The organism is Pseudomonas sp. BN505 (assembly GCF_029873175.1).
Taxonomy (GTDB): domain Bacteria; phylum Pseudomonadota; class Gammaproteobacteria; order Pseudomonadales; family Pseudomonadaceae; genus Aquipseudomonas; species Aquipseudomonas putida.
The window spans coordinates 55,717-75,941 of record NZ_SSOI01000012.1 but is presented as its reverse complement, the minus strand read 5'-3'; the positions used below and the strand labels follow the sequence as shown (position 1 = coordinate 75,941).

Below are 20,225 nucleotides of genomic sequence, written 5' to 3'. Positions count from 1 at the left end.
TAAAAATTTTTAATTATTGATGGGGCGGCAACCTATATCAATATTTCCCGAGCCAACTCCACCCAGCAGCCGGCACCCAACGGAATTATTTCATCATTAAAATCGTACTTGTCATTGTGCGGAGAGCAGCCGGTGAATTGCCCTTTTCCATTACCGAGCAGGAAGTAGCATCCAGGAATCTGATGGAGCATCCACGCAAAATCCTCACTCCCCATTAACCGCGCGGGCAGTTTTTCCAAAACATGCTCATTACCTAATACCCGGCGAGCGGCGGCTAGCATTTGCGCAGTTTCTTTTGGAGTATTGACCAATACAGGAGCCAGCAAGGTGTAGTCAATTTCGACCTCCACATTGAATGCCGCAGCCTGCCCTTGGACAATTTCACGAATGCGTGTTTCTACGCGGTCGCGAACTTCTCTACTCAAGGTGCGTACACCGAGTTCGATGTCCACCTGCTCGGGTATGATGTTGTAAGCGGAGCCGGTGTGAACTTGGCCAATGCTGATCACTGCTGATTCATTCGAATCCAGATTGCGGGAGATTACGGTTTGCAGCGCTGTGATGATGCTTGCCATCGCCGGGATTGGGTCGATAGCGCGAGAAGGCATGGCCCCATGGCCGCCTTTACCCTTAATAATGATTCGTACGCGTTCGGAAGACGCCGCAGTACCGCCATCGGAAACCACAGCTTGGCCCACATCCAGGCCCGGCATATTGTGCAGGGCGAAGACAGCGTCGCATGGGAAGCGAGTGAACAGGCCGTCTTGGATCATGGAAACGGCACCCATCAGTCCCTCTTCATCCGGCTGGAAAATGAGATTCAAAGTCCCATTGAATTCGCAATTTAAAGCCAGTTGCTCGGCGGCAGCAAGCAGTGTGGCGGTATGCCCGTCATGCCCGCAAGCATGCATTCGTCCAGGATGCTGGCTGGCCCAAGGAAGACCATTACGTTCAATAATGGGGAGTGCATCCATATCGGCTCGGATACCCAAGCGTCGAGGTCCATTCCCTTTGCGCAATACGCCCACAACACCATGGCCACCGATGCCTCGATGTACCTCATATCCCCAACCCTCAAGCAGACTGGCGACACGTTCGGATGTGTGAGGCGTTTCCAAACCCAGTTCGGGGTTCTGATGGATTTCACGGCGGATCTGGGTGAAAAATCCGGAGCGGTCACGCAGGGTCGAATGATCAGTGGTCATGAACTGTTCCTTGATTACTTGTCAGCAGGTTAGTCGCGGCCGGGATGCTCGGGATAAAGGCACAAAGCGAATAGGCTGATGAGTAGTGCCACGATGAGATAGAAGGCGGGGGTAAGCGGGTTGCCGGTTGCGCCAATTAGCCAGGTTACGATTAACGGTGAAAAACCTCCGAAGCAGGTCACACCAACGCTGTACACGCAGGATAGGCATGTGGCGCGTTCGGCCTTGTCAAAGCCCTCCATCAGGAGAGCGAAGTTTGGTGCGGCTGCAATTGACAGCGGCAGTACCAGTGCCACGATCGCAATCATGCACATCAATTGGCTATTAAGTCCGAGCAACCAGAATGCCGGCCAGGCTGCTGCGAGGGTTGCGGCGGTAGTTGCATAAAGGATTGGCTTGCGACGTGGCAGGCGATCTGCAAAGCGGGCCGCGACGGGGGGAATTACTGCCATCAGTGCGCAGGCCAGACCGACAAGGGCGAAGGAAAACTGAGGTGGGTAACCAAGAGTACGAGTCAGGTAGGTGGGCATATAGTAGACCACCAGATACATCGTTACGGTCGAGCCAGCCATGGCCAGGATACCTAGCAGTAACGGCCTGCTACGGCGGCGTAAGACCTGTCCTAAGGGAAGTGCATCTCCACCTTGCTCATGAGTTTCGTCCAGATGTCGGCGGATGTACCACCCGACCGGGCCGATTAGTAAGCCCAGTATGAACGGCAGGCGCCATCCCCAGCTCTCAATCTGATCAGGGCTAAGCGTGGAGGTCAGCAATAGGCCGGTCAGCGCCCCTGCGAGGGCCGCGGCTCCCTGGCTCGCGCATTGCCAACTGACCATGAAACAGCGATTGTTCTTACGCCCTGATTCCATCAGAAAGGTCGTTGCGGTACCTACTTCGCCACCGGCTGATATTCCCTGCAAGAGACGCCCGAGCACCAAAAGGATCGTTGCCCAGATGCCGATGCTGGCATAGCTAGGTGTGAAGGCGATGAAGGCAGTGCCGGCGGTCATCAGCGCGATTGTCAAAGACAGCGCAGCCTTGCGCCCGTGGCGGTCGGCAATTCGCCCGATTAGCAACGCGCCGAGGGGGCGGGCTAGGAAGCCTCCGGCAAATGTAACGAGCGACAGTAGCAGTGATGCTTGTGCTGATGCAGCAGGGAAGAACAGTTTGCCAATCGTTGCGGCGAAAAAGCTATACACAGTGAAGTCGAAAATCTCCAAGCCATTGCCTAGCGAGGAGGCAATTATGACCCGGCGTGAGTTGATTGCCGGACCTGCCGGCGTATCGATACCCCGGGGCGGCGAGGTCGGAGAAATAGGTTGATTCATGGCGGTTTTGGTCCCGGTTTGAAGTCGGAGCCAGTTTTCATCAAGCGGGAGAAACAAGCACTTGGCGATTTGGCAATGCCTTGAGCTTTACGACTACCAAGAGCCCTTCATTCATTCGCTGTAGCATCAAGATTGTGCAGTAACGGCGAGTAGTGCTCAGAGTTGGTGCTGGCTAAGCCGAGTCGAGGTGGGTTATTCGTCTTAAGTTTTGGCGTCTGTGACCCTTGATATCTTCCGGGGCTTTCTGCACCGGCTTCTGAGAGCTTTGGTCAGTTATTTCATGGCCTTGAGAAAGTCGGAATTTCCTGGTTTGTGGCGCCAGAGGATGCTGCGGCTCCCCTTCATTCATCAAGGTTGAGTCCAGTGTCTAATCGTCCTTCGCGTTCATGCATCACTGCTTGCCTGTGTTTCACTGCCTTGTCTTTGGATGTGGCTGCCGCCAACTTTCCTGGCTTGCAGATGACAGCTCCCGGCTGGGGGCCTCTAGCAACGGATACGGGACATGACTCAACCCTGAAGTTTTATGGGTCGGTTGATGCTTACATCGATACCTATGATTCCGGAAGTCGCAGCGGTACTCGGCTGGCAGGTGGTGGCGCGTGGACCAACAAGGTAGGTGTCTTCGCGCGTACTCCAGTGACAGATGACATGTCGGTGGTTATCGACATAGAGGAAGGATTCAATTTTGATGGTGATGCGCTCTCCCGTGACAACTCAACCTGGCAAGACGTCGGGCGTCTGCGTCTGGCCATGGTGGGGTTGCGATCGAAAACCTGGGGCAAACTCGATGTGGGTAAGACGTATGGAGTGACGGCTCCTACGATGCTTGATCCTTTTCTTGGTCCGGCCAAACTTTCGCCGTTCTCTTCACTGAGTTTTCCCGTGGCGACCGCCGGCTCCTACTACGTGGACATGCGCCCCAAGCATACAATTGTCTACACTACCCCGCGCTTCCAAGGCTGGAGCCTATCCTCGGCGCTGAGTTTCAACTACGACTCGGCCGCAAGCAGCGGACGTGAAATTAGAGGGGGCGGGATGCGCCTCGATTACGTGACCCCGACGTTGATGTTGATCTCCGGTTACAGTCGTTATTGGAGCGACCCCTACACCAATGGACGAGACCGTGAAGTGCAGACAGCCAATGACTACTACTTCGCGAGCTTGGCCTATGACTTAGGCCCTCTGAGTTTAAGCGCTGCCTGGCAGCGGCAAGTGGTGGATACCGAGGTAGCGCCCGAGCTGAATGTAGTTACTCTTGGCGCCATGCTACCTGTCGGTAAGGATCTGGCCCGCGCCGTGGTGGTCAACCGAAGAGTGCAGGGGCGCGACAATGATGCCTGGGGCTTCATGGTCGGTTACGATCATTTCTTCAATCCCCGAACTGCGGTGTATGTTCGTGCTGGCTTGGTAGTGAATCAGGCCGAAGCCGGCCAGACCCTTGCTGCGATTCCACTGGAGGATCGGGATGACACCCCGCAGGACTTGGCAGTGGGTTTCTACTATCACTTCTAATGGGAGGGGTAGCGCAGCATCTCGAAAAGGGCAGCTGCGCTGCGGGTGAGGTAGGCGCTGTTTGGGCAAACCAGGTTTATTGGATAATCAGGGGTGGGTTCGTTGACTTGGATCTCCTGAATATCCAGCCCAGGGAGAATTGCCTTGGGATCCTGATGGTTCACGCGACAAGTGATCATCAGGGCGTCGGTCTGTGAAACCTGCTGGAAAGCCAGGCTCAAAGCGGTGCATTCCATCATACGCGCGGGTCTAGGTAAGCCGTTACCGTCGAATAGCTGGTTCAGTTGGGACTGTGAGTCTGCAAGAGGGTCGGCGCTTATCCAGTTGGCGTATTGCAGTAAGCGCAGCGAGCGGGAGTTTCGCAGCGGATGGTTGCGCCTTCCTATCAGCGCGCTGGGTAATTGACCTAGCGAATGCCATTCAAGACCGATGGTCGTGAGCGGCATCTGGGAGGTAAGGGCAAAATCAAGCAAGCCATCTCGCAACCGTTGCAGCAAATTTGCTGGGCGCATTTCCTGGACTTTAAGGCAGGCTTGCGGGTGCATAGTCTGGAAGCGGATGAGTGCCTCATTCAGTGCAGGGAACATCGCAGTGACGGGGGTAACCCCGATATTAATCTCGCTGACCACTACTCCCTTGAAGTCCTCGATGTCCTGCTGGGCTCTTCTCACGCTTTCCAAGGTTAGCCGTGCGTGCGGCAGGAGGCGCAAACCGCCTTCACTCAGGAGGACCCCTTTATTCGAGCGTACGAGTAGGTTTACGCCCATCTCTGATTCGAACTCTTTGATCGTTTTGCTCAGAGCTGATTGGGTAACGTGCATGCGCTGAGAGGCATCTTGTAAACTGCCGGTCTCATGAATCTCCACCAAGGCACGCAGTTGTCGCAGGTTCATTCTCGATCCTAGTGCTGAAGTCTGAAATCAAATCATACCGCATATTGGTTCACAGAGCTCACAAAAGTAATTTGTGCGGCTTGTAGAGCGATGTTAATTCATTCAATTGGTGCAGTACCGTTAAGCGCTGCACGAGATAAAAGTTAGGCCAGCTCCTCAGCTCGGCGTCGCAGGCGGCAGTCAGGTTGGGATTGCAAGTCGCCATGATGATAATTGAAGGTTAACGACGGTTGCGTTGCAAGGTCATCTTTCGACTGATCAAAAATAATGAAGGACGTATCCGTGGATGCATCAGGCACAGCTCGTGATAAATGTGCGTACGCATCCTAAAGGTTGTCCGATTTAGCACATGCCAACAGTGCCTTGATACATGATTTTCTTCTGCGGCATATTGGGTGACGATCTACATTGATCTATTTTCTGCGATGGCAGAATAGAGTGTGGAGCTGAGGCATCATGATTATGAGCCTCAGCTTTAAAGTGAGAACCACTATGGCGTAGTTGCTTAGAAGGAAGTGATGACACTCCGTGCTATGGTGCCGCTGGAAAGCTCGCTGTAAGCCTCATTTATTTCAGAAATGTTAATAGTTCTTGATATAAGGCTATCTAGGTCAAATTGGCCTTGTAAATATAGCTCCGCATACTTCGGGATGTCATTCTTGATGTTCGAGGAGCCCATCCATACACCGATAACTCGCCGTTGCCCTATAAGAAGGTCGTTGTTGACATCAATTTCTATCTTCGCCCCAGGGCGGTGTGCACCAATGAGATACGTGGAGCCGCCTTTACGGCACATTTGGATGGCTTGCTCTGAAGTGGACTTAAGTCCGACAACCTCAAACACGTGGTCGACGCCAGCGTGTGCAATTGTCCGTAATGCAGTAACAGCTTCAGTCTTCGCGGAATTTATTGTATGTGTTGCTCCAAATTTTTCTGCAGTCTCAAGCTTAGAGTCCAGTATATCAATTGCGATGATCTCACGGGCTCCAGCTAGTTTGGCAGCGGCTATCGCATTCAATCCTACGCCTCCCGCGCCGATTACCGCCATGGAATCTCCAACTCGAAGTTGGGCGGTATTTAGCACCGCTCCGGCGCCTGTGACGGTGCTACAGCCTAAAATACACGCTTGAGCAAAAGGCATCTCTTTAGGGACGCGAGCAAGTTGTTGCTCATGGATGAGTGAAAATTCGGCGAATCCGCCTGTGCCAAAAACTTGCGTAACTGGCCTGCCGTGTCGAAACAGGCGGTGACCTTGGCTAGGCGCTCGCAGAGTACTATCGGGATCATCGCATTGGTATGAGAGGCCGCCTACACACGAACTGCAGTGGCCGCAGGATTGCAGTAGTGAGCCTACCACATGGTCGCCAATTTGGAACCCTCTGACGTCCGGGCCTATCTGAGCAACTACACCGGCCAATTCGTGGCCAAATACTGCCGGTAACGGGGTTCCATAGTCATGTGATGCCATGTGCAGGTCTGAATGACACAAGCCGGCAGCTCTGACTTCAACCAGTACCTCAGAGCCTCTTGGCTCATCAATCTCCAACTCTTCGATGTCGAATTGTCCGGAAAAGGAATTTAATACGGCAGCTTTCATTCTTATTTCCATGAAGGTCGTGGGTTTAATTATGCTGTTGTTTTTTGACGACTGTTGTGTGAGGTGCCGTATACTCCAAAAGGCCCTCAATGCCATTCTCCGTACCTAATCCAGATTGTTTGTGGCCAGCGAATATCTGTCGTGGATGCAGTTCTTGTGTGGTATTGATCCAAATCGTGCCGCTGTCGATTTTTTTGGCAATTTCCTCCGCTAGGTCAAGATCCTTGCCCCACACTGATCCCGCAAGTCCATAAATAGAGTCATTAATGCGGCTGATTGCTTCTTCTATAGAATGGTATTTTAATAGGGGGACTACAGGTCCGAACGCTTCCTCACAAACTATCGGTAGGCTGTCTTGAGGATTGTCCGCAATAGCTGGGGGAATAAAATATCCAGGGCCTGAAGGCACGTCTCCACCCGTCAAAAATCTCACTCCAGCCATATGGGATGTTTTCAGGAGCTCTTTGATTCGTGCATATTGTAATGCATTCTGAATGGGTCCTAGCTGAACGCCGTCTGTAAAACCGTCCCCCATTTTCACTGTTTTAGCGTAGGCTACCAGTTCTGATGCGACGTCATCATAGATCGACGCGTGAACATAAATGCGCTTAGCTGCGATGCAGATCTGTCCATTGTTTCTGAAGGCTGCCCAGAATAAATCGCGCGCTATGGTCTTAGGGTCTGCGTCCATGAGAACAAGAGCGGCATCATTCCCTCCAAGCTCTAGAGTAACGCGTTTTAAGCTTGCTGATGTGTTGCGGAGGATTGCCTTGCCAGTTTGAGTTGAACCAGTGAAAGTGATTTTGTTGATGTCTGGATGTTCAGTGATCCAAGGGCCAACATTGTCTCCACCCGTGACGACATTGATGACGCCGGCGGGCAATACTTCGTGCATCAGAGCCACCATGTGGATGGTAGCCAGCGGGGTAAAAGGTGAAGGCTTGAGTACGACAGTGTTACCTGTGAGAAGAGCAGGTGCAAGTTTAAAGGTTGCTAGAATCAACGGGTAGTTCCACGGAACAATTGCACCAACCACCCCCAAGGGGACGTGTTTTGTGGTTATCCTACGATATTCATCATCTCGCAAAGTCGTGCTTGGTATTTCCATTGCAGCGGTTTCACGAAACCATTGGGCGCAGAGGTGTACTTCCTCGAATGATTCCTTTAGCGGTTTCCCTTGCTCTAAAGTAAGTAGTTTGGCCAGCGTTTCAATGTTTCGCTCAAGGACCTCACTTGTGCGTAATAGTAGAGATTTTCTATCAGAGATGGCCAGTTGACTCCAGTCGCGAAATGCATTTCGAGCACTTTCTACTGCTAAATTGACCTGTTGATTTGACGCGTCGGCAATCGTCGCAAATGCCTCGCCAGTTGATGGGTTAATCACACTCAAGGTGTTGGTTGAGGTAATGGGTTCGCCACCAATGATCATAGGGTATACATTATCTTTGAACGGTATCATGCGTTTTCCTTCTGATATCAAAAACTTTGGAACTCAGGGATAACTGCTGCTGACTCCGACTATAGATAATTAGGTAGCAATATGCAGTCCCCCCGCAGGGGGACTGCGCAATTCAGTGCCTTCTGTTGGTGCTAATGCTGCAGATTTTGACATTGACGATTGAAGTGCTGCGGGGGGGTGGACTAGTTATTTCGAGTAAGGTGCGATGGTTGGGGGCTGAAGAGATTTAGATAATATCCGAGAAGTTCATATGCACTGCCGATTCTGAGTCGAGCATACGCACGTTTTCGGTAAGTCCTTACACTTTCCTCGCCAATATTCAAGTCGAGGGCTATCCCCGTCGAAGACATGCCATACAATGTCCTTGCACAAACTTCCAGTTCCCGTTGGGGTAGATTGATGGCGTATTTTTTTAATCGCTGCTGTATATCGCTCAATTTCCAGGGTGTGCGCAGTATTTCAAGCTTTGGAATTAGCTCGTAGTGCTTGGCTAGGATAGTAATAACTAGTGGCGATATAGACCTTAAAGCTTCAAGCTGAGTTTCGGAATATCCCCCATGTTGGAATGGTCTTACCAAACTTATTACGAAGGTCGAGCCTTGGCTTGCGCCGTATATGAGAGCAACTTCACCTAGAGCTTGTGCATAAATATTCCGTAATTCCCCCTCAGGTAAACGCTGATAGTCTATTTTCATCGCGCCGGTTCTGCTTTGTCTTGATTTTGTCATCATTTCGCGGTGAAAAGGGTCATTTTCCCAGAAACGTGTTGCATAGATTTCTGCATGACGCGTGGGGTTTTCCTGCTGATTTAAGCTGTAGCTCTCTACGTGTGAGAATCCGGTCTCAATTCGCTCATAGACTGAATATGTGGCGGCTTGACAAATATCGCGGAAAAAGGACATCAGGCGATCTTTCATTCGCACCGTCCCGATGGCCGACACTAGCCCCGCTACCTCAGAGCGGCTTGCGGTAGACCAGGTATCAAGAATTGAATTCCACTGCATTAGGCCCCCTACGGGCGACGGTAATTTTGGTATCTACCACTGGCGCTTGCTCATGAGTCCAGCGGGGTTGTACGTGTCGTGTCGAATTCTAACCTCACGATTAGAGCCGCTACGCTTGATCGCCCGCATAGCAACGAGGTTCAGTACTCGACCGTTACGGCCTGCGCCTTCGATTGCTCCGGGAAGCCATTGCATATCTTTTCCAGAGGCCTCTGTGGAGGCGTGACTTTACGATTTGCTAAGCTTAGCATATGATTAGCATGCTAATGAAGTTGGTGGCCATTTGCTTGTATCTGGATAGCTCTGGATAGCTCTGGATAGCTCTGGATAGCGTTGAGGATCTTTTGGCTAGTCGTTGTATTACCTCAGAAGAGGGCATTGCCCTTAGATGAGTAAAGAATATTGAATTTGGAATGTTGTCGATGCAGATTGTCTATGTAGTGCTCACCCTTCTGTTGACCGTTGGAGCGACACGTGTTGCGGCCCACCTACTGCCGTTACCTCTACCACTGATTCAGATTACGGCTGGTGCACTACTCGCAACACCGATGCTTGGGTTTCATATCAAGCTAGAGCCGGAGTTGTTCATGCTTTTGTTTATTCCGCCATTACTTTTTGCTGACGGATGGCGTATGCCGAAAAACGAGTTTTGGCAAATGCGCTGGCCAATTTTGACTTTAGCTTTCGGCTTGGTGTTGTTTACCGTAATTGGTGGCGGAATTTTTATCTCTCATTTACTTCCACAAGTCCCTCTGCCTGTGGCCTTCGCTCTTGCGGCGGTTCTTTCCCCAACTGATGCTTTAGCGGTATCCGCTATCGCGGAGGAGAAACTGCCAAAGAAACTCATGTGTGTTCTACAGGGGGAAGCATTAATGAACGATGCTTCCGGCTTAGTGGCTTTCAAATTTGCCGTTGCAGCGGCTGTGACCGGTTATTTTTCGTTACCTGAAGCAAGCATTGACTTTTTGATCGTGGCAGTAGGCGGGCTGGGTACGGGAGTTATTCTAGGTTGGTTGTTAGGGCGAGTCCGCGGTTGGATGGTACTGAGGGGGTGGGAGGATGCCGCACTTCACGTGGTGCTACTAATTTTGTTGCCGTTTGCATCATACATTGCTGCTGAAAATCTAGGAGTGTCTGGGATTCTCGCTGCAGTGGCTGCCGGAATGATGCAGAGCTGGGCAGACCTGTTGCCAAGGCAAACCAGCACGCGACTGCTTAATCGCAGTGTTTGGTCAATGCTGGAGTTTAGTTTTAATGGAGTGGTTTTTCTTTTACTTGGTTTGCAACTTCCTGACATTTTGAACTCGGTGGCGCAGCACAGCCATGACGTGCTTTGGCAGTCGTCACTGTTGCTTTTCTATGTGCTCTCGATATTTGTAGCTCTCTTTGTACTTAGATTTGTCTGGGTTTGGGGTTATTTAAAGCTTTCACTGCGTTTCAAGTGGATGGTCGGCGGCGATTTACAGGAGCAACCGCAAGATTCTGTACTTCGTATAGCTTCGATTGCAGCATTGGGCGGAGTTCGAGGAGCTGTTACATTAGCCGGTATTCTGTCAGTTCCGCTGTTTTTGGGGGATGGAAGTGCTTTTCCGCAGCGAGATTTGATTATTTTTATTGCTGCTGGTGTTATTCTGATGTCACTTTTTAGTGCGGCAGTTGGGTTGCCGCTACTGCTCCGCGATTTGTCGATCACTAAGGGTGATGTGCAGGAAATAAAAATGCAAAGCGCTTGGCGTGAGACTGCCGCGGCTGCCATTCATGCGCTCGAGAATGAGGAGCTTGCCGGATTTATAGCTTCAAACGCTGAAGATACAGCTCTGATGGCTGAAGCTAAAGCGGAATTGATGGCAGAGTATCGGAGAGCGCTTGAGATTCCTGAGCTGGCAGTTACAGAAGTTACCCGTCAGCATGTGCGCGGCCAACTTGACCATGCTCTACGTGTGAGCGGGCTGCGAGCGCAACGTACGAAACTATATAGTATGCGCCGTTCGGCGGAAATTGGCGATGAAGTATTGCTTCCTTTACTCCATCGACTTGATGCACATGAGGCGTGGCTGTCTAATAAATACGGCCGATGGATTTAGATAGAGATGATAATTTGTCACCCTGCGGCGCGGGTTCTAAGCGTGGGTGACCTAATTGTTGGCATGAAAATTGAGGTCTTGCAGGTTTTAGATGATTAATGATTCGTTTGCTTTTCATTTGGTTTCGGTCGCACGCTTGATTAGGATGAGATTTTATTGCGCTTTGAGTGAGGCAGGGTTGGACGTACCACCAGCAGCTGCGAATGCGCTTTTGCATATACAGCGTCTTGAGCCAGTTAAACAAATAGCTCTAGCTTCGGCCATGGGGATTGAAGCAATGACATTGGTGAATCATCTTGATCGACTAGAGTCGCGTCAGCTGATTGTTCGAAGAGTTTGTGTTGGAGATCGTCGCAGTAAAGAAATTCATCTGACTGCGGTGGGGGTGGCTATCAGTGAGCAGGTGCGAGCTGTTTTAGATTTAGTCGTATCAGAGTCAATGCGAAATTTTTCGCCGGCTGATGTGACTATGATCGGAAAGTACATGGAGCTTCTGTATCTTGAGGTTAAGTCGCAGCATGCGGATTTGTTATGATTGTTGTTGGTTCGCATTTAATTGTTGAGTTACATGCATCGCTGGATACGGATGCCCGGTAAGTCGTGCGTGCATGCTGTTCAGTGCAATTGATTTTTTCATTACTGTATGGGCTTTAGAACGCGTGCCTATCATTTCTGTAGAGGAAGGGCAAGAAGCGGCGCTTCCATCACGCGTAGGCTAATAAAAAGGTTCTTCACGGAATTCAGGGAAAGACAGAAACAAGAACGCCGGCTTGATAGATAATGTTCGTGCGAGCAAGCACATCTACAAACCGGCGTTCTTGTGCACGATATTAATACGTTTCCGCCCTTTTGGGAGGGCTTTTCTGTCATCGCCATCAGGTCTGACGGCGAAGCGCTGTTAATCGACCTGATCCCGCAGCCCAAAAGATTCTCCACCTGCAGAGGCTGCGACCAACCCGGCACCACCATCCACGAATAGCTGTCTCGGTGATTATCGGGAGATACAGGCCGCGACTGAGGCGGCCTGTTGCCTGTTCGCTTCAGCAGGCTGTCGCATTGCTGGTTTTTTTCGCTGCTGTTCGGATGTGGGTGCCATATAGCGTCAGGCCGGTGAAAGCTAGGCCACCCACCAAGTTGCCAAGCACTGTGGGGATTTCATTCCACACCAAGTAGTCCACGATCGAAAAGCCGCCGCCCATGATCATCGCTGACGGGAACAGAAACATGTTCACGACCGAGTGCTCGAAGCCCATAAAGAAAAACAGCATGATCGGCATCCACATCGCGATCACCTTGCCGCTCACAGAGGTGGAGATCATCGCTCCGACCACACCCATTGATACCATCCAGTTGCACAGCACGCCGCGTAGGAAGATCGTCACCCAGCCTGCTAGCCCGTATTGCTCGTAACCTAGGGTGCGGGCCTCACCGATACTGGCAATCTTCTCTCCCACAGCTCCGGGGGAAGCATGGAAACCATAGGTAAAGACGAAGGCCATCATGCAGGCGACTGTAAGGGCGCCTGCGAAGTTGCCGACGAACACCAGGCCCCAATTACGCAGTATTCCTCTAGCGGTGACCCCGGGACGTTTGTCCAGCAATGCCAGTGGGGTAAGCATGAAGACCCCTGTAAGCAGGTCGAAGCCCATAAGGTAGAGCATCGAAAAACCAACTGGAAACAGCACTGCGCCTAGCAGTGCCGAGCCTGTTTGTACTGCGATGGTTACTGCGAATACGGCCGCTAGGGCCAAAATCGCCCCGGCCATGTAGCTGCGGATCAGGGTGTCGCGAGTGGACATGTGAACCTTCGATGCGCCGGCATCGAGCATCTTGGTGACGAAATCGGTTGGTAGCAGATAAGACATGGCGGTTCCCTCGACTGCGGGCGAAATGCGGCACCCCCAAAAGCGGGCGCCGAGGGTTGAATGCGTTTACCAGGAGCGATATGGCAAGAACTTTCCATTGAGGGTCAACAAAACCCGGTCGCCTTTGGGGTCCTCGATCCGGTCGACATGCATAGAGAAGTCGATGGCACTCATGATTCCGTCGCCAAATTTCTCTTGGATCACATCCTTGAGGGTGGGCCCGTAGACACCCACTACTTCATACAGGCGATAGATCAGCGGATCTTGAGGGATGGTCTTATCCCAGCCCTTAATTGGAAAGGCGGTTAGGGTAGCGGCGACTTGATCATCCAGCTCCAGAACCTCGCAAAGGTGCGTTGCCACCTCCAACGGCGCGCTATTCATGCCGTAGCAGACCGAGGCAAGCCATACCGGGGCCTTACCCACTACGTTGGCAAGATCATCCCAACTCAGGCCTTTGCGTGCTTTCGCAGCCATGATCAGGTGGTGCATTTCGAGTTTGTCCATTTTTCTGCTCCCGCAGTGTACTTAGTTTGAATGATCCTAATGCGAGAGGTGTGCCAACTTAATTCTGCATGTAACTGTATGATTTTGTTTGTTTTATTGTTTTTCGATAAAAACCTTGCTTGACGAAATTTTGTGAATTACGAAATATCGTCACAAGACTCACGATATTTCGTGAGCACTTTTTAGGGGTGCACCTCAGTGACGGACGTCATAGCCATTGGAATCGCATCTAACTCCGCCGTTGCCATGTTGCTAGTTGACCCAGTGCATGACCGGGTGCTGCAAGCAAACGACTCTGCACTTGATCTATTGGGCTGCAACGCCGATGTACTCCCCGGTCATGCCTTTAGCCATTTTCTGCGAGGGGGTATCGCCCTATGGGTGAGCTTTACGGATGAGGTGCTGACCCAAGGCGAAGCTTGGTCGGACGACTTGCTGCTGGTGGACCTGCAACGGCGGCAGATAGCGGTGGAGGTTACTGCCAGCGCGGCTGAAGGGAAAATGGTACTGGTGATCCAGCGGCGAGACCTTTTGGAGCTGCGCCGTAATCGTGCTGAGGCGCGTCGGCAGCACCGCTTGGGCCATGTGGGATGGGAGCGGATCAATCAGGTTTTTGAGCGCATCCAGCAGCAGAACCGGCTTATTCTTGGCGCCGTGGGCGAGGGCATCTATGGGCTCGATACCCGTGGCCAGACTACCTTCATCAACCCTGCGGCCGAACGTATTCTGGGCTGGAGTGCCGCCGATATGATTGGTCAGGATGCCCACCATTTGTTCCATCACAGCCACCGTGACGGAAGTGGATTCGAGGTCAATCAGTGCCCCATCCATGCGTCGTTCAGCGATGGACAGATACATCGCGTGGATCACGAAGTGTTCTGGCACAAGACCGGCGAACCGATCGCCGTCGAGTACACCAGCACACCCATCTTCGAGATGGGAAGGCTGGTGGGGGCGGTGGTGCTTTTTCGCGATATCCGCGAGCGGCACCGTACCGAAGCGCGCTTGCGCGATGCCTTGTGTGAGGTGGAGCAGTTGAAGACTCGACTGGAGATGGAAAACCAGTACCTGCAAGAAGAAATCAACGCCCACGGCAATCACCACGAGATTGTTGGTGAAAGCCTCGCGGTTAAGCACCTGTTGCAGCAGATCGACCTAGTGGCAGCTACCGACGCTAACGTGTTGGTAAGCGGCGAGTCAGGAACGGGTAAAGAGCTTGTGGCTCGCGCTATTCATGCCAGCAGTCCCCGCCGCGACCGCCCGCTAATTCGGGTCAACTGCGCCGCGGTGCCCCGTGAACTTTTCGAGAGCGAGTTCTTTGGCCATCTTAAAGGCGCCTTCACTGGAGCGGTCAGCAATCGAGTGGGACGCTTCGAGCTGGCAGACGGGGGAACTTTATTTCTGGATGAGGTGGGAGAAATTCCGCTGGAACTGCAAAGCAAGTTGCTCCGTGTTCTACAGGATCGCCAGTTTGAGCCTGTAGGCGACAATCGTACCACGGCCGTTGATGTGCGAGTTATCGCGGCAACAAACCGTGACCTGCGAGATATGGTTGCCAGAGGAGCGTTTCGAGAAGACTTATATTTCCGTCTAAATGTGTTCCCTATACGCTCAGTACCTTTGCGAGAGCGACTTGATGACATCCCATTGCTTGCCAGTCATTTTCTTGAAAGGGCAAGTGTAGCTTTCAATAAACCGGGTATTCGTATGCCCCTGTCCCAGGTTGAAGTGCTTCAGCAGTACGCCTGGCCAGGCAACATCCGGGAGCTTCAAAATGTGATTGAACGACAGACAATAGTCTCCCGAGATGGTCGCGTGAGCTTTCAGGAGGTTCTAGCACCCAGCGCCATGCCCAGTGGCTCGATGTCTTCAGTTACACCATCCCAGCCTGAGCCTGAGCCTGAGCCGACTGCCGACGAAGACTGGGACCGACAGATGAAGCTGAACGCGATCTCTGTGCTCAAGCGAACAGCAGGGAAAGTCTCCGGAGAGGGTGGTGCAGCGCAATTACTGGGGTTAAAGCCCACAACCTTAGCTTCTCGACTCAAAAAATGGGGGGTAGTGCCGAGAGATTACAAATAGAGCCGTTCGCAGAAGCCAGAGAAAAAGACCACTGATGCGAACGTCGGTCAAGTGGAGGCGGGGCGGGGTGATCAGGAAAGGAATAGTGACCGGTGATGCAGAGCACCGCCCCCGCTTAGCAGCGCTATGGGGGCCCACCGTGGAACTTTGGCTCGCAAGAATAATAAGGGCTGCTATGAGGACGATACCTATCCATAGATAGCGAGCGAGCAGCGAACGCGACCGCTCAATCTATCTGCCAGGTGCGTGGTAGAGCAGGTACTCAATCGAGTGACGTTTAATCAGCACGGCTGAGCGGTTGGCAAATTACTCACTCCTGCACCCGTTGTAGCGAGGGGCATAGCGGAGGTTGGATCGAGGTTGCAAAGTTCTTCAAAGACTACACTGCGAAACCAGCTAACCGCTGGATCAGCTTCCACCTGTCTGTGCCAATGAAGCTTCAACTCAAACCTTGGGATGTCGATGGGAGGTGATAGCATCTTCAGTTGATTGCTGGCAAACCACACGCCCAGCGACCGGGGAACAGTCGCGATCATGTCGGTTGTAGCGATCAATTGTGGGACACTCATGAAATGCGGGATCTCCAAATGCACGCGTCGGACCAGCTTCAGCTCATGTAGGCGTCGCTCAAAAATCTCCTGACTACGACCCTCAGGGTTGACCACCAAGTGTTCGGCCTCCAGGAATTGCTCAAGAGTCAGCGCTTCAGTGATGGAGGGGTGGTCACGGCGCACAAGGCACGTAAAGTCGTGTTCAAAAAGCGCCTGGGTCTGTATCTGCTCACCAACCAAGTCAGGGAAGAAGCCGATTGCGAGATCGATCCTGCCCTGGTCCATGGCCGACTCCAGTTGGTGGTGGGGCAGTGACACGCAGCGTAGGTCCGTATTGGGGGCCTCCGTGCTGAGGCGTCGAAGAATGGGGGGGACGAAAATTAACGCCCCTATGTCTGAGGTACAGATCGTAAAAAGCCGATCACTCGCTGGCGGTTGGAAAACCGGTTTGGTGAGAATTTCATTCTTGATTCGCTCGATTACCCCACTCACCGAGCTCGCAATCGCCATGGCAAATGGTGTCGGTCGCATCCCACGTCCAGTTGAAAGGAACAGCTGATCGTCAAAAAACTCTCGCAGCCGGCGCAAGCTCGCGCTAGCCATAGGTTGGCTCATGCCGAGATGGCGGGCGGCTGCTGAGAGATTTTGCTCGCGATGGAGTTGATCAAACAGTAGCAGCAAATTCAGGTCCAGCCTTCTGATATCCATGTTTGAAATAGCTCTTATTGTTTTTTAGCGGATTCTCAGCATAGCCCAAAGGGCGTACGGTGATCGCCAGCGGACTTGAACAGTCGACGCCGAAATCCTTCTAATTGGCTGTCGTGCCAAAGCACTCGACCATACATTGTTTAGTAAGTGAGATCAATTGTGTTCAATAGTAATCAATACGTACTGACGCTTGTTTGTCATGATGCACCTGGCATAGTATCAGAAGTCTCCACGTCTCTACTTAAATGCGGCGCAAATATTGTCGAGGCTGAGCAGTTTAACGATGCGGAGAGCGGTAAGTTTTTCATGCGCGTAGCCGTAGAGGTTTCTCCCGTCGGCGTCAATGACTTTAATAGTACTTTTGGCGCGTGTGTAGAGAAATATGGCGCTGTCTGGCAGTTTAGATCAAGCAGTCAGCGTAAGAAAGTAGTTGTCTTGGTGTCTAGGTTTGATCATTGTTTGGGTGATTTGCTTTACCGGCACCGTCTAGGCGAATTGAATATGGATGTGGTGGCAATTGTTTCCAATCACCCGAGAGAGGCACTCAATGTCAGCCTTGTCGGTAATATTCCCTTCCATTATTTACCAGTCACCGCGGCCACCAAGGTGGCCCAAGAGCGAGACATCAAACAGATTGTTACGCAACACCAAGCGGATCTCGTAGTCCTTGCGCGTTACATGCAGATCCTTTCAGATGACCTCTCGACCTTTCTCTCGGGGCGTTGCATCAATATCCACCACAGCTTTCTACCGGGATTCAAAGGGGCCAAGCCATATCACCAGGCGCATACCCGGGGTGTCAAATTGATTGGTGCGACAGCTCACTTTGTGACCGCAGACCTCGATGAAGGGCCGATCGTCGCGCAAGACGTCGAACATGTAAGCCACCGTGACTCGGCCGATAATTTAGTTCGCAAGGGTCGAGATATCGAGCGTCGTGTGCTTTCACGTGCCGTCCGACTGTTCTTGCAAGACCGGTTGATCATCAATGGTGAGCGGGTAGTGGTATTCGCTGACTGAGCGTAAGTAGAAAGACAGGAGCGATAGAGTGAATATTAAAGAAATGCGTCAGACCCCGGAAGGCTATTTCACCAGTCGCTGGGGGCAGCCGGAATACACTGACTGGATCGATGAGAGCCTGTCCTGGAAACAGACCTGCTCTATCGGTGACTGGTCATTTTTGTGGGAGCGAAAGTTCAAAGGGCCTGACGCCCTGCGCCTATTCTCAGACACGTCGGTGAATAGCTTCCAAAAATTCGACATCCTTCAATCCAAGCACGTCACTCACACCACCTCTGCCGGGAAAGTCATTGCCGAGGGGGTTCTGACTCGGTTGGGAGAGGACGAATTCTTGTTGTTCGGTCGCGGCACGTTCTGGGTTGACTACGTGCGGCGTAAGGGTAATTACAATGTAATTTCGCACGCGCAGGAAGGATTTAACTTCCAAGTCGCCGGGCCCACGGCCCTGCCTTTGATCGAGCAGGTGTGCGGGCAATCGCTGCGAGATGTTAAGTTCATGTATTCGGCCGAAATTGAAATTGCCGGCTGCCGATTGCTGGCGTTACGTCAAGGCATGTCCGGTGAGATCGGTTTCGAATTGCAGGGGCCTCAAGCACATGCAGGCAAGGTCTATGAAGCGATTATCAGGGCTGGCCAGGAGTACGGACTGCGGCGCCTCGGCGGGCGCGCGGTATTCATCAATCACTTGGAAGCCTGTTTCCCCACCATCGTCACCGACTATATGCCAGCGATCTTCGAGCCGGAGATGGATGGCTATCTTCAGGAATTCCGAGCGGCACTACCGCGATTTGCCTCGACCTTCAACATCGCCGGGAGTTTTGAGTCGCAGGATATTCACGACTGGTACCGCAGTCCGGTAGAGCTTGGCTGGGCGAAGACCATCAAATTTGACCACGAGTTCATCGGTCGTGACGCCCTGGAGAGAGAGGTCGCGAACCCTCGACGGGTCATGCGTACTCTGGTGTGGAACGGTGATGACGTTGCCGACGTGCACGCCTCGTATTTCCAAAAGGACCAAGCTCCTTATCAATTCATGGAAATGCCAAGGGACCAGCGCGGCTTCATGTATGCCGATCGTGTCGTGCGCGATGGTCGCGATGTAGGAGTCACCACTTCGCGGGGCTACAGTGTCTACTTCCGCGAGATGCTTTCACTGTGCACCATCGATGTGGCCCATGCCGAGATCGGCACCGAAGTAACGGTGATCTGGGGCGAACCCGGTCGGCGGCAAAAGCAAATCCGAGCTCGGGTGGCGGCCGCACCGTACAAGCAAGATAACCGTCGAGCTGACCTGAGCAGCGTGTGAAAGGTAGGGCAGGCATGACGGCGCGACTGATTGATGGGAAGGGAATGGCCACCCAAGTACGGCGAGAAGTGGAGGAGGGTGTCGCAGCACTCGTGGCCGCAGGACTCAGTCCTCCTGGGCTCGCCGTTGTGCTGGTGGGCTCAGACCCCGCCAGCCAGGTGTATGTCGAAAGCAAGCTCCGTCAGACCCGTGCCGTGGGGATGCGCTCCCAGCGCTTCTCGCTACCGGCTGACACTCAGCAGTCACAACTGTTGGCGTTGATTCAGCGATTGAATGCTGACAAGGCGATCCAGGGCATTCTGGTGCAGTTGCCATTGCCGCCGCATTTTGATGTCGCCCGCGTCATTAGCGCGATAGATCCTCTAAAGGATGTGGATGGTTTCCATCCCCTGAACGTCGGACGACTGGCGGCGGGGGTTGGCGGCGGTTTGATTCCATGTACGCCGCTAGGTGTGATGCGACTGATTCGTTCTGTCCACCAGGACCTTGCCGGCATGGGGGCATTGGTTGTGGGGGCGTCCAATGTGGTTGGACGACCCCTGGCACGTTTGCTCTTACAAGCTGACTGCACCGTCTCCATCGCTCACATCAAAACCACCGATCTTGCTCGTCGCTGCCGGGAGGCGGATATCTTGGTGGTAGCTACTGGGGTTCCAGGTCTCATCCGTGGAGACTATCTCAAACCGGGCGTGACCGTGATCGATGTGGGTATCAACCGTGTGCATTTGCCCGATGGCAGTCCTAGGCTTATCGGAGATGTCGTGTTTGATGAAGCCACAGCAATCGCCGGAGCCATCACGCCAGTGCCTGGAGGGGTAGGGCCGATGACTATTGCTTACCTGTTGGCAAATACCCTACAAGCCGCTCGTTGGGCTGCGGGCCACTGACCAGCCGTCGACTGCCCTCAATTCCTGAGAATGTCGAAATTGGGGACTGCGGCAGCTGAGGAGTGGGCACTCTGCTCGAAAAATCACTGGCGGGGGATCAAGCTGCGACAAAAAAGGTCGGTTTACACCGACCTTATTCAGGAGGCAGGCAGCTCTTGGGCTGCTAGCGGTGAGACGGCATGCGTGGCTTTTATCAGACCTGGAGAGCCAGCAGCCG

General features: G+C 52.6%; 16 protein-coding genes. 7 read left to right on the top strand and 9 right to left on the bottom strand.

Features of this window, described 5'->3' with window-relative positions; all coding sequences use genetic code 11:
- Positions 1-32 precede the first annotated feature (32 nt).
- Both E8E78_RS00585 and E8E78_RS00580 read right to left on the bottom strand, forming a co-directional pair.
- Entirely contained in the window at positions 33-1,205 is a 1,173-nt protein-coding gene (locus tag E8E78_RS00585; RefSeq protein ID WP_280311609.1) for a M20 aminoacylase family protein, read from the bottom strand.
- Positions 1,206-1,234: 29 nt separating this feature from the next.
- The gene (locus tag E8E78_RS00580; protein WP_280311608.1) at positions 1,235-2,533 is read right to left on the bottom strand and encodes an MFS transporter; all 1,299 of its coding nucleotides are present in this window, start codon (positions 2,531-2,533) and stop codon (positions 1,235-1,237) included.
- A 363-nt stretch (positions 2,534-2,896) separates the two neighbouring features.
- On the opposite strand from E8E78_RS00580, the gene E8E78_RS00575 reads away from it, so the two are divergent.
- Positions 2,897-4,045: a porin gene (locus E8E78_RS00575; RefSeq protein ID WP_280311607.1), complete on the top strand. Its 1,149-nt coding sequence runs from the start codon at positions 2,897-2,899 to the stop codon at positions 4,043-4,045.
- Here the strand turns inward: E8E78_RS00575 and E8E78_RS00570 are convergent.
- From E8E78_RS00570 to E8E78_RS00555, 4 genes are all read right to left on the bottom strand, one after another.
- Entirely contained in the window at positions 4,042-4,938 is an 897-nt protein-coding gene (locus tag E8E78_RS00570) for a LysR family transcriptional regulator (RefSeq protein ID WP_280311606.1), read from the bottom strand. The genes E8E78_RS00575 and E8E78_RS00570 overlap by 4 nt on opposite strands.
- A 505-nt stretch (positions 4,939-5,443) precedes the next feature.
- A complete protein-coding gene (locus tag E8E78_RS00565) occupies positions 5,444-6,535 on the bottom strand; it encodes a Zn-dependent alcohol dehydrogenase (protein WP_280311605.1) in 1,092 nt (363 codons plus the stop codon).
- Between the two features lie 25 nt (positions 6,536-6,560).
- Entirely contained in the window at positions 6,561-7,994 is a 1,434-nt protein-coding gene (locus E8E78_RS00560) for an aldehyde dehydrogenase family protein (protein ID WP_280311604.1), read from the bottom strand.
- A 182-nt stretch (positions 7,995-8,176) separates the two neighbouring features.
- On the bottom strand, positions 8,177-8,911 hold the full coding sequence (locus tag E8E78_RS00555) for a LuxR C-terminal-related transcriptional regulator (protein WP_280311603.1): 735 nt from the start codon (positions 8,909-8,911) through the stop codon (positions 8,177-8,179).
- A gap of 509 nt (positions 8,912-9,420) precedes the next feature.
- Here E8E78_RS00555 and E8E78_RS00550 point away from each other — a divergent pair.
- Positions 9,421-11,082 carry a Na+/H+ antiporter gene (locus tag E8E78_RS00550; protein WP_280311602.1) on the top strand — a complete coding sequence of 554 codons (1,662 nt, stop codon included), beginning with the start codon at positions 9,421-9,423 and terminating at the stop codon, positions 11,080-11,082.
- A 91-nt stretch (positions 11,083-11,173) separates the two neighbouring features.
- Complete coding sequence (locus E8E78_RS00545) at positions 11,174-11,617, top strand: MarR family transcriptional regulator (RefSeq protein WP_280311601.1); 444 nt, start codon at positions 11,174-11,176, stop codon at positions 11,615-11,617.
- A 505-nt stretch (positions 11,618-12,122) separates the two neighbouring features.
- Here the strand turns inward: E8E78_RS00545 and E8E78_RS00540 are convergent.
- Positions 12,123-12,947: a formate/nitrite transporter family protein gene (locus tag E8E78_RS00540; RefSeq protein ID WP_280311600.1), complete on the bottom strand. Its 825-nt coding sequence runs from the start codon at positions 12,945-12,947 to the stop codon at positions 12,123-12,125.
- Between the two features lie 66 nt (positions 12,948-13,013).
- Complete coding sequence (cynS, locus tag E8E78_RS00535; RefSeq protein ID WP_280311599.1) at positions 13,014-13,454, bottom strand: cyanase; 441 nt, start codon at positions 13,452-13,454, stop codon at positions 13,014-13,016.
- Positions 13,455-13,652: 198 nt separating this feature from the next.
- Here cynS and E8E78_RS00530 point away from each other — a divergent pair, with 198 nt between their 5' ends.
- Positions 13,653-15,536 carry a sigma 54-interacting transcriptional regulator gene (locus E8E78_RS00530; RefSeq protein WP_280311598.1) on the top strand — a complete coding sequence of 628 codons (1,884 nt, stop codon included), beginning with the start codon at positions 13,653-13,655 and terminating at the stop codon, positions 15,534-15,536.
- Positions 15,537-15,817: 281 nt separating this feature from the next.
- Here the strand turns inward: E8E78_RS00530 and E8E78_RS00525 are convergent, their stop codons facing one another.
- A complete protein-coding gene (locus E8E78_RS00525) occupies positions 15,818-16,795 on the bottom strand; it encodes a LysR family transcriptional regulator (RefSeq protein WP_280311597.1) in 978 nt (325 codons plus the stop codon).
- 159 nt (positions 16,796-16,954) lie between these two features.
- On the opposite strand from E8E78_RS00525, the gene purU reads away from it, so the two are divergent.
- From purU to folD, 3 genes are read left to right on the top strand one after another with little or no spacing between them, the layout of a single operon-like run.
- Complete coding sequence (gene purU, locus E8E78_RS00520; protein WP_280311596.1) at positions 16,955-17,815, top strand: formyltetrahydrofolate deformylase; 861 nt, start codon at positions 16,955-16,957, stop codon at positions 17,813-17,815.
- 28 nt (positions 17,816-17,843) lie between these two features.
- Positions 17,844-19,121 carry a glycine cleavage T C-terminal barrel domain-containing protein gene (locus E8E78_RS00515; protein WP_280311595.1) on the top strand — a complete coding sequence of 426 codons (1,278 nt, stop codon included), beginning with the start codon at positions 17,844-17,846 and terminating at the stop codon, positions 19,119-19,121.
- Between the two features lie 14 nt (positions 19,122-19,135).
- Entirely contained in the window at positions 19,136-20,008 is an 873-nt protein-coding gene (folD, locus tag E8E78_RS00510) for a bifunctional methylenetetrahydrofolate dehydrogenase/methenyltetrahydrofolate cyclohydrolase FolD (RefSeq protein WP_280311594.1), read from the top strand.
- The last annotated feature ends 217 nt before the right edge of the window (positions 20,009-20,225 follow it).

Coding starts and splice junctions, on each gene's coding strand:
- cynS (WP_280311599.1), bottom strand. CDS start 13,454: ATGGACAAACTCGAAATGCACCACCTGATCATGGCTGCGAAAGCACGC.
- E8E78_RS00585 (WP_280311609.1), bottom strand. CDS start 1,205: ATGACCACTGATCATTCGACCCTGCGTGACCGCTCCGGATTTTTCACC.
- E8E78_RS00550 (WP_280311602.1), top strand. CDS start 9,421: ATGCAGATTGTCTATGTAGTGCTCACCCTTCTGTTGACCGTTGGAGCG.
- E8E78_RS00540 (WP_280311600.1), bottom strand. CDS start 12,947: ATGTCTTATCTGCTACCAACCGATTTCGTCACCAAGATGCTCGATGCC.
- E8E78_RS00580 (WP_280311608.1), bottom strand. CDS start 2,533: ATGAATCAACCTATTTCTCCGACCTCGCCGCCCCGGGGTATCGATACG.
- folD (WP_280311594.1), top strand. CDS start 19,136: ATGACGGCGCGACTGATTGATGGGAAGGGAATGGCCACCCAAGTACGG.
- E8E78_RS00545 (WP_280311601.1), top strand. CDS start 11,174: ATGATTAATGATTCGTTTGCTTTTCATTTGGTTTCGGTCGCACGCTTG.
- E8E78_RS00570 (WP_280311606.1), bottom strand. CDS start 4,938: ATGAACCTGCGACAACTGCGTGCCTTGGTGGAGATTCATGAGACCGGC.
- E8E78_RS00565 (WP_280311605.1), bottom strand. CDS start 6,535: ATGAAAGCTGCCGTATTAAATTCCTTTTCCGGACAATTCGACATCGAA.
- E8E78_RS00525 (WP_280311597.1), bottom strand. CDS start 16,795: ATGGATATCAGAAGGCTGGACCTGAATTTGCTGCTACTGTTTGATCAA.
- E8E78_RS00560 (WP_280311604.1), bottom strand. CDS start 7,994: ATGATACCGTTCAAAGATAATGTATACCCTATGATCATTGGTGGCGAA.
- E8E78_RS00555 (WP_280311603.1), bottom strand. CDS start 8,911: ATGAAAGATCGCCTGATGTCCTTTTTCCGCGATATTTGTCAAGCCGCC.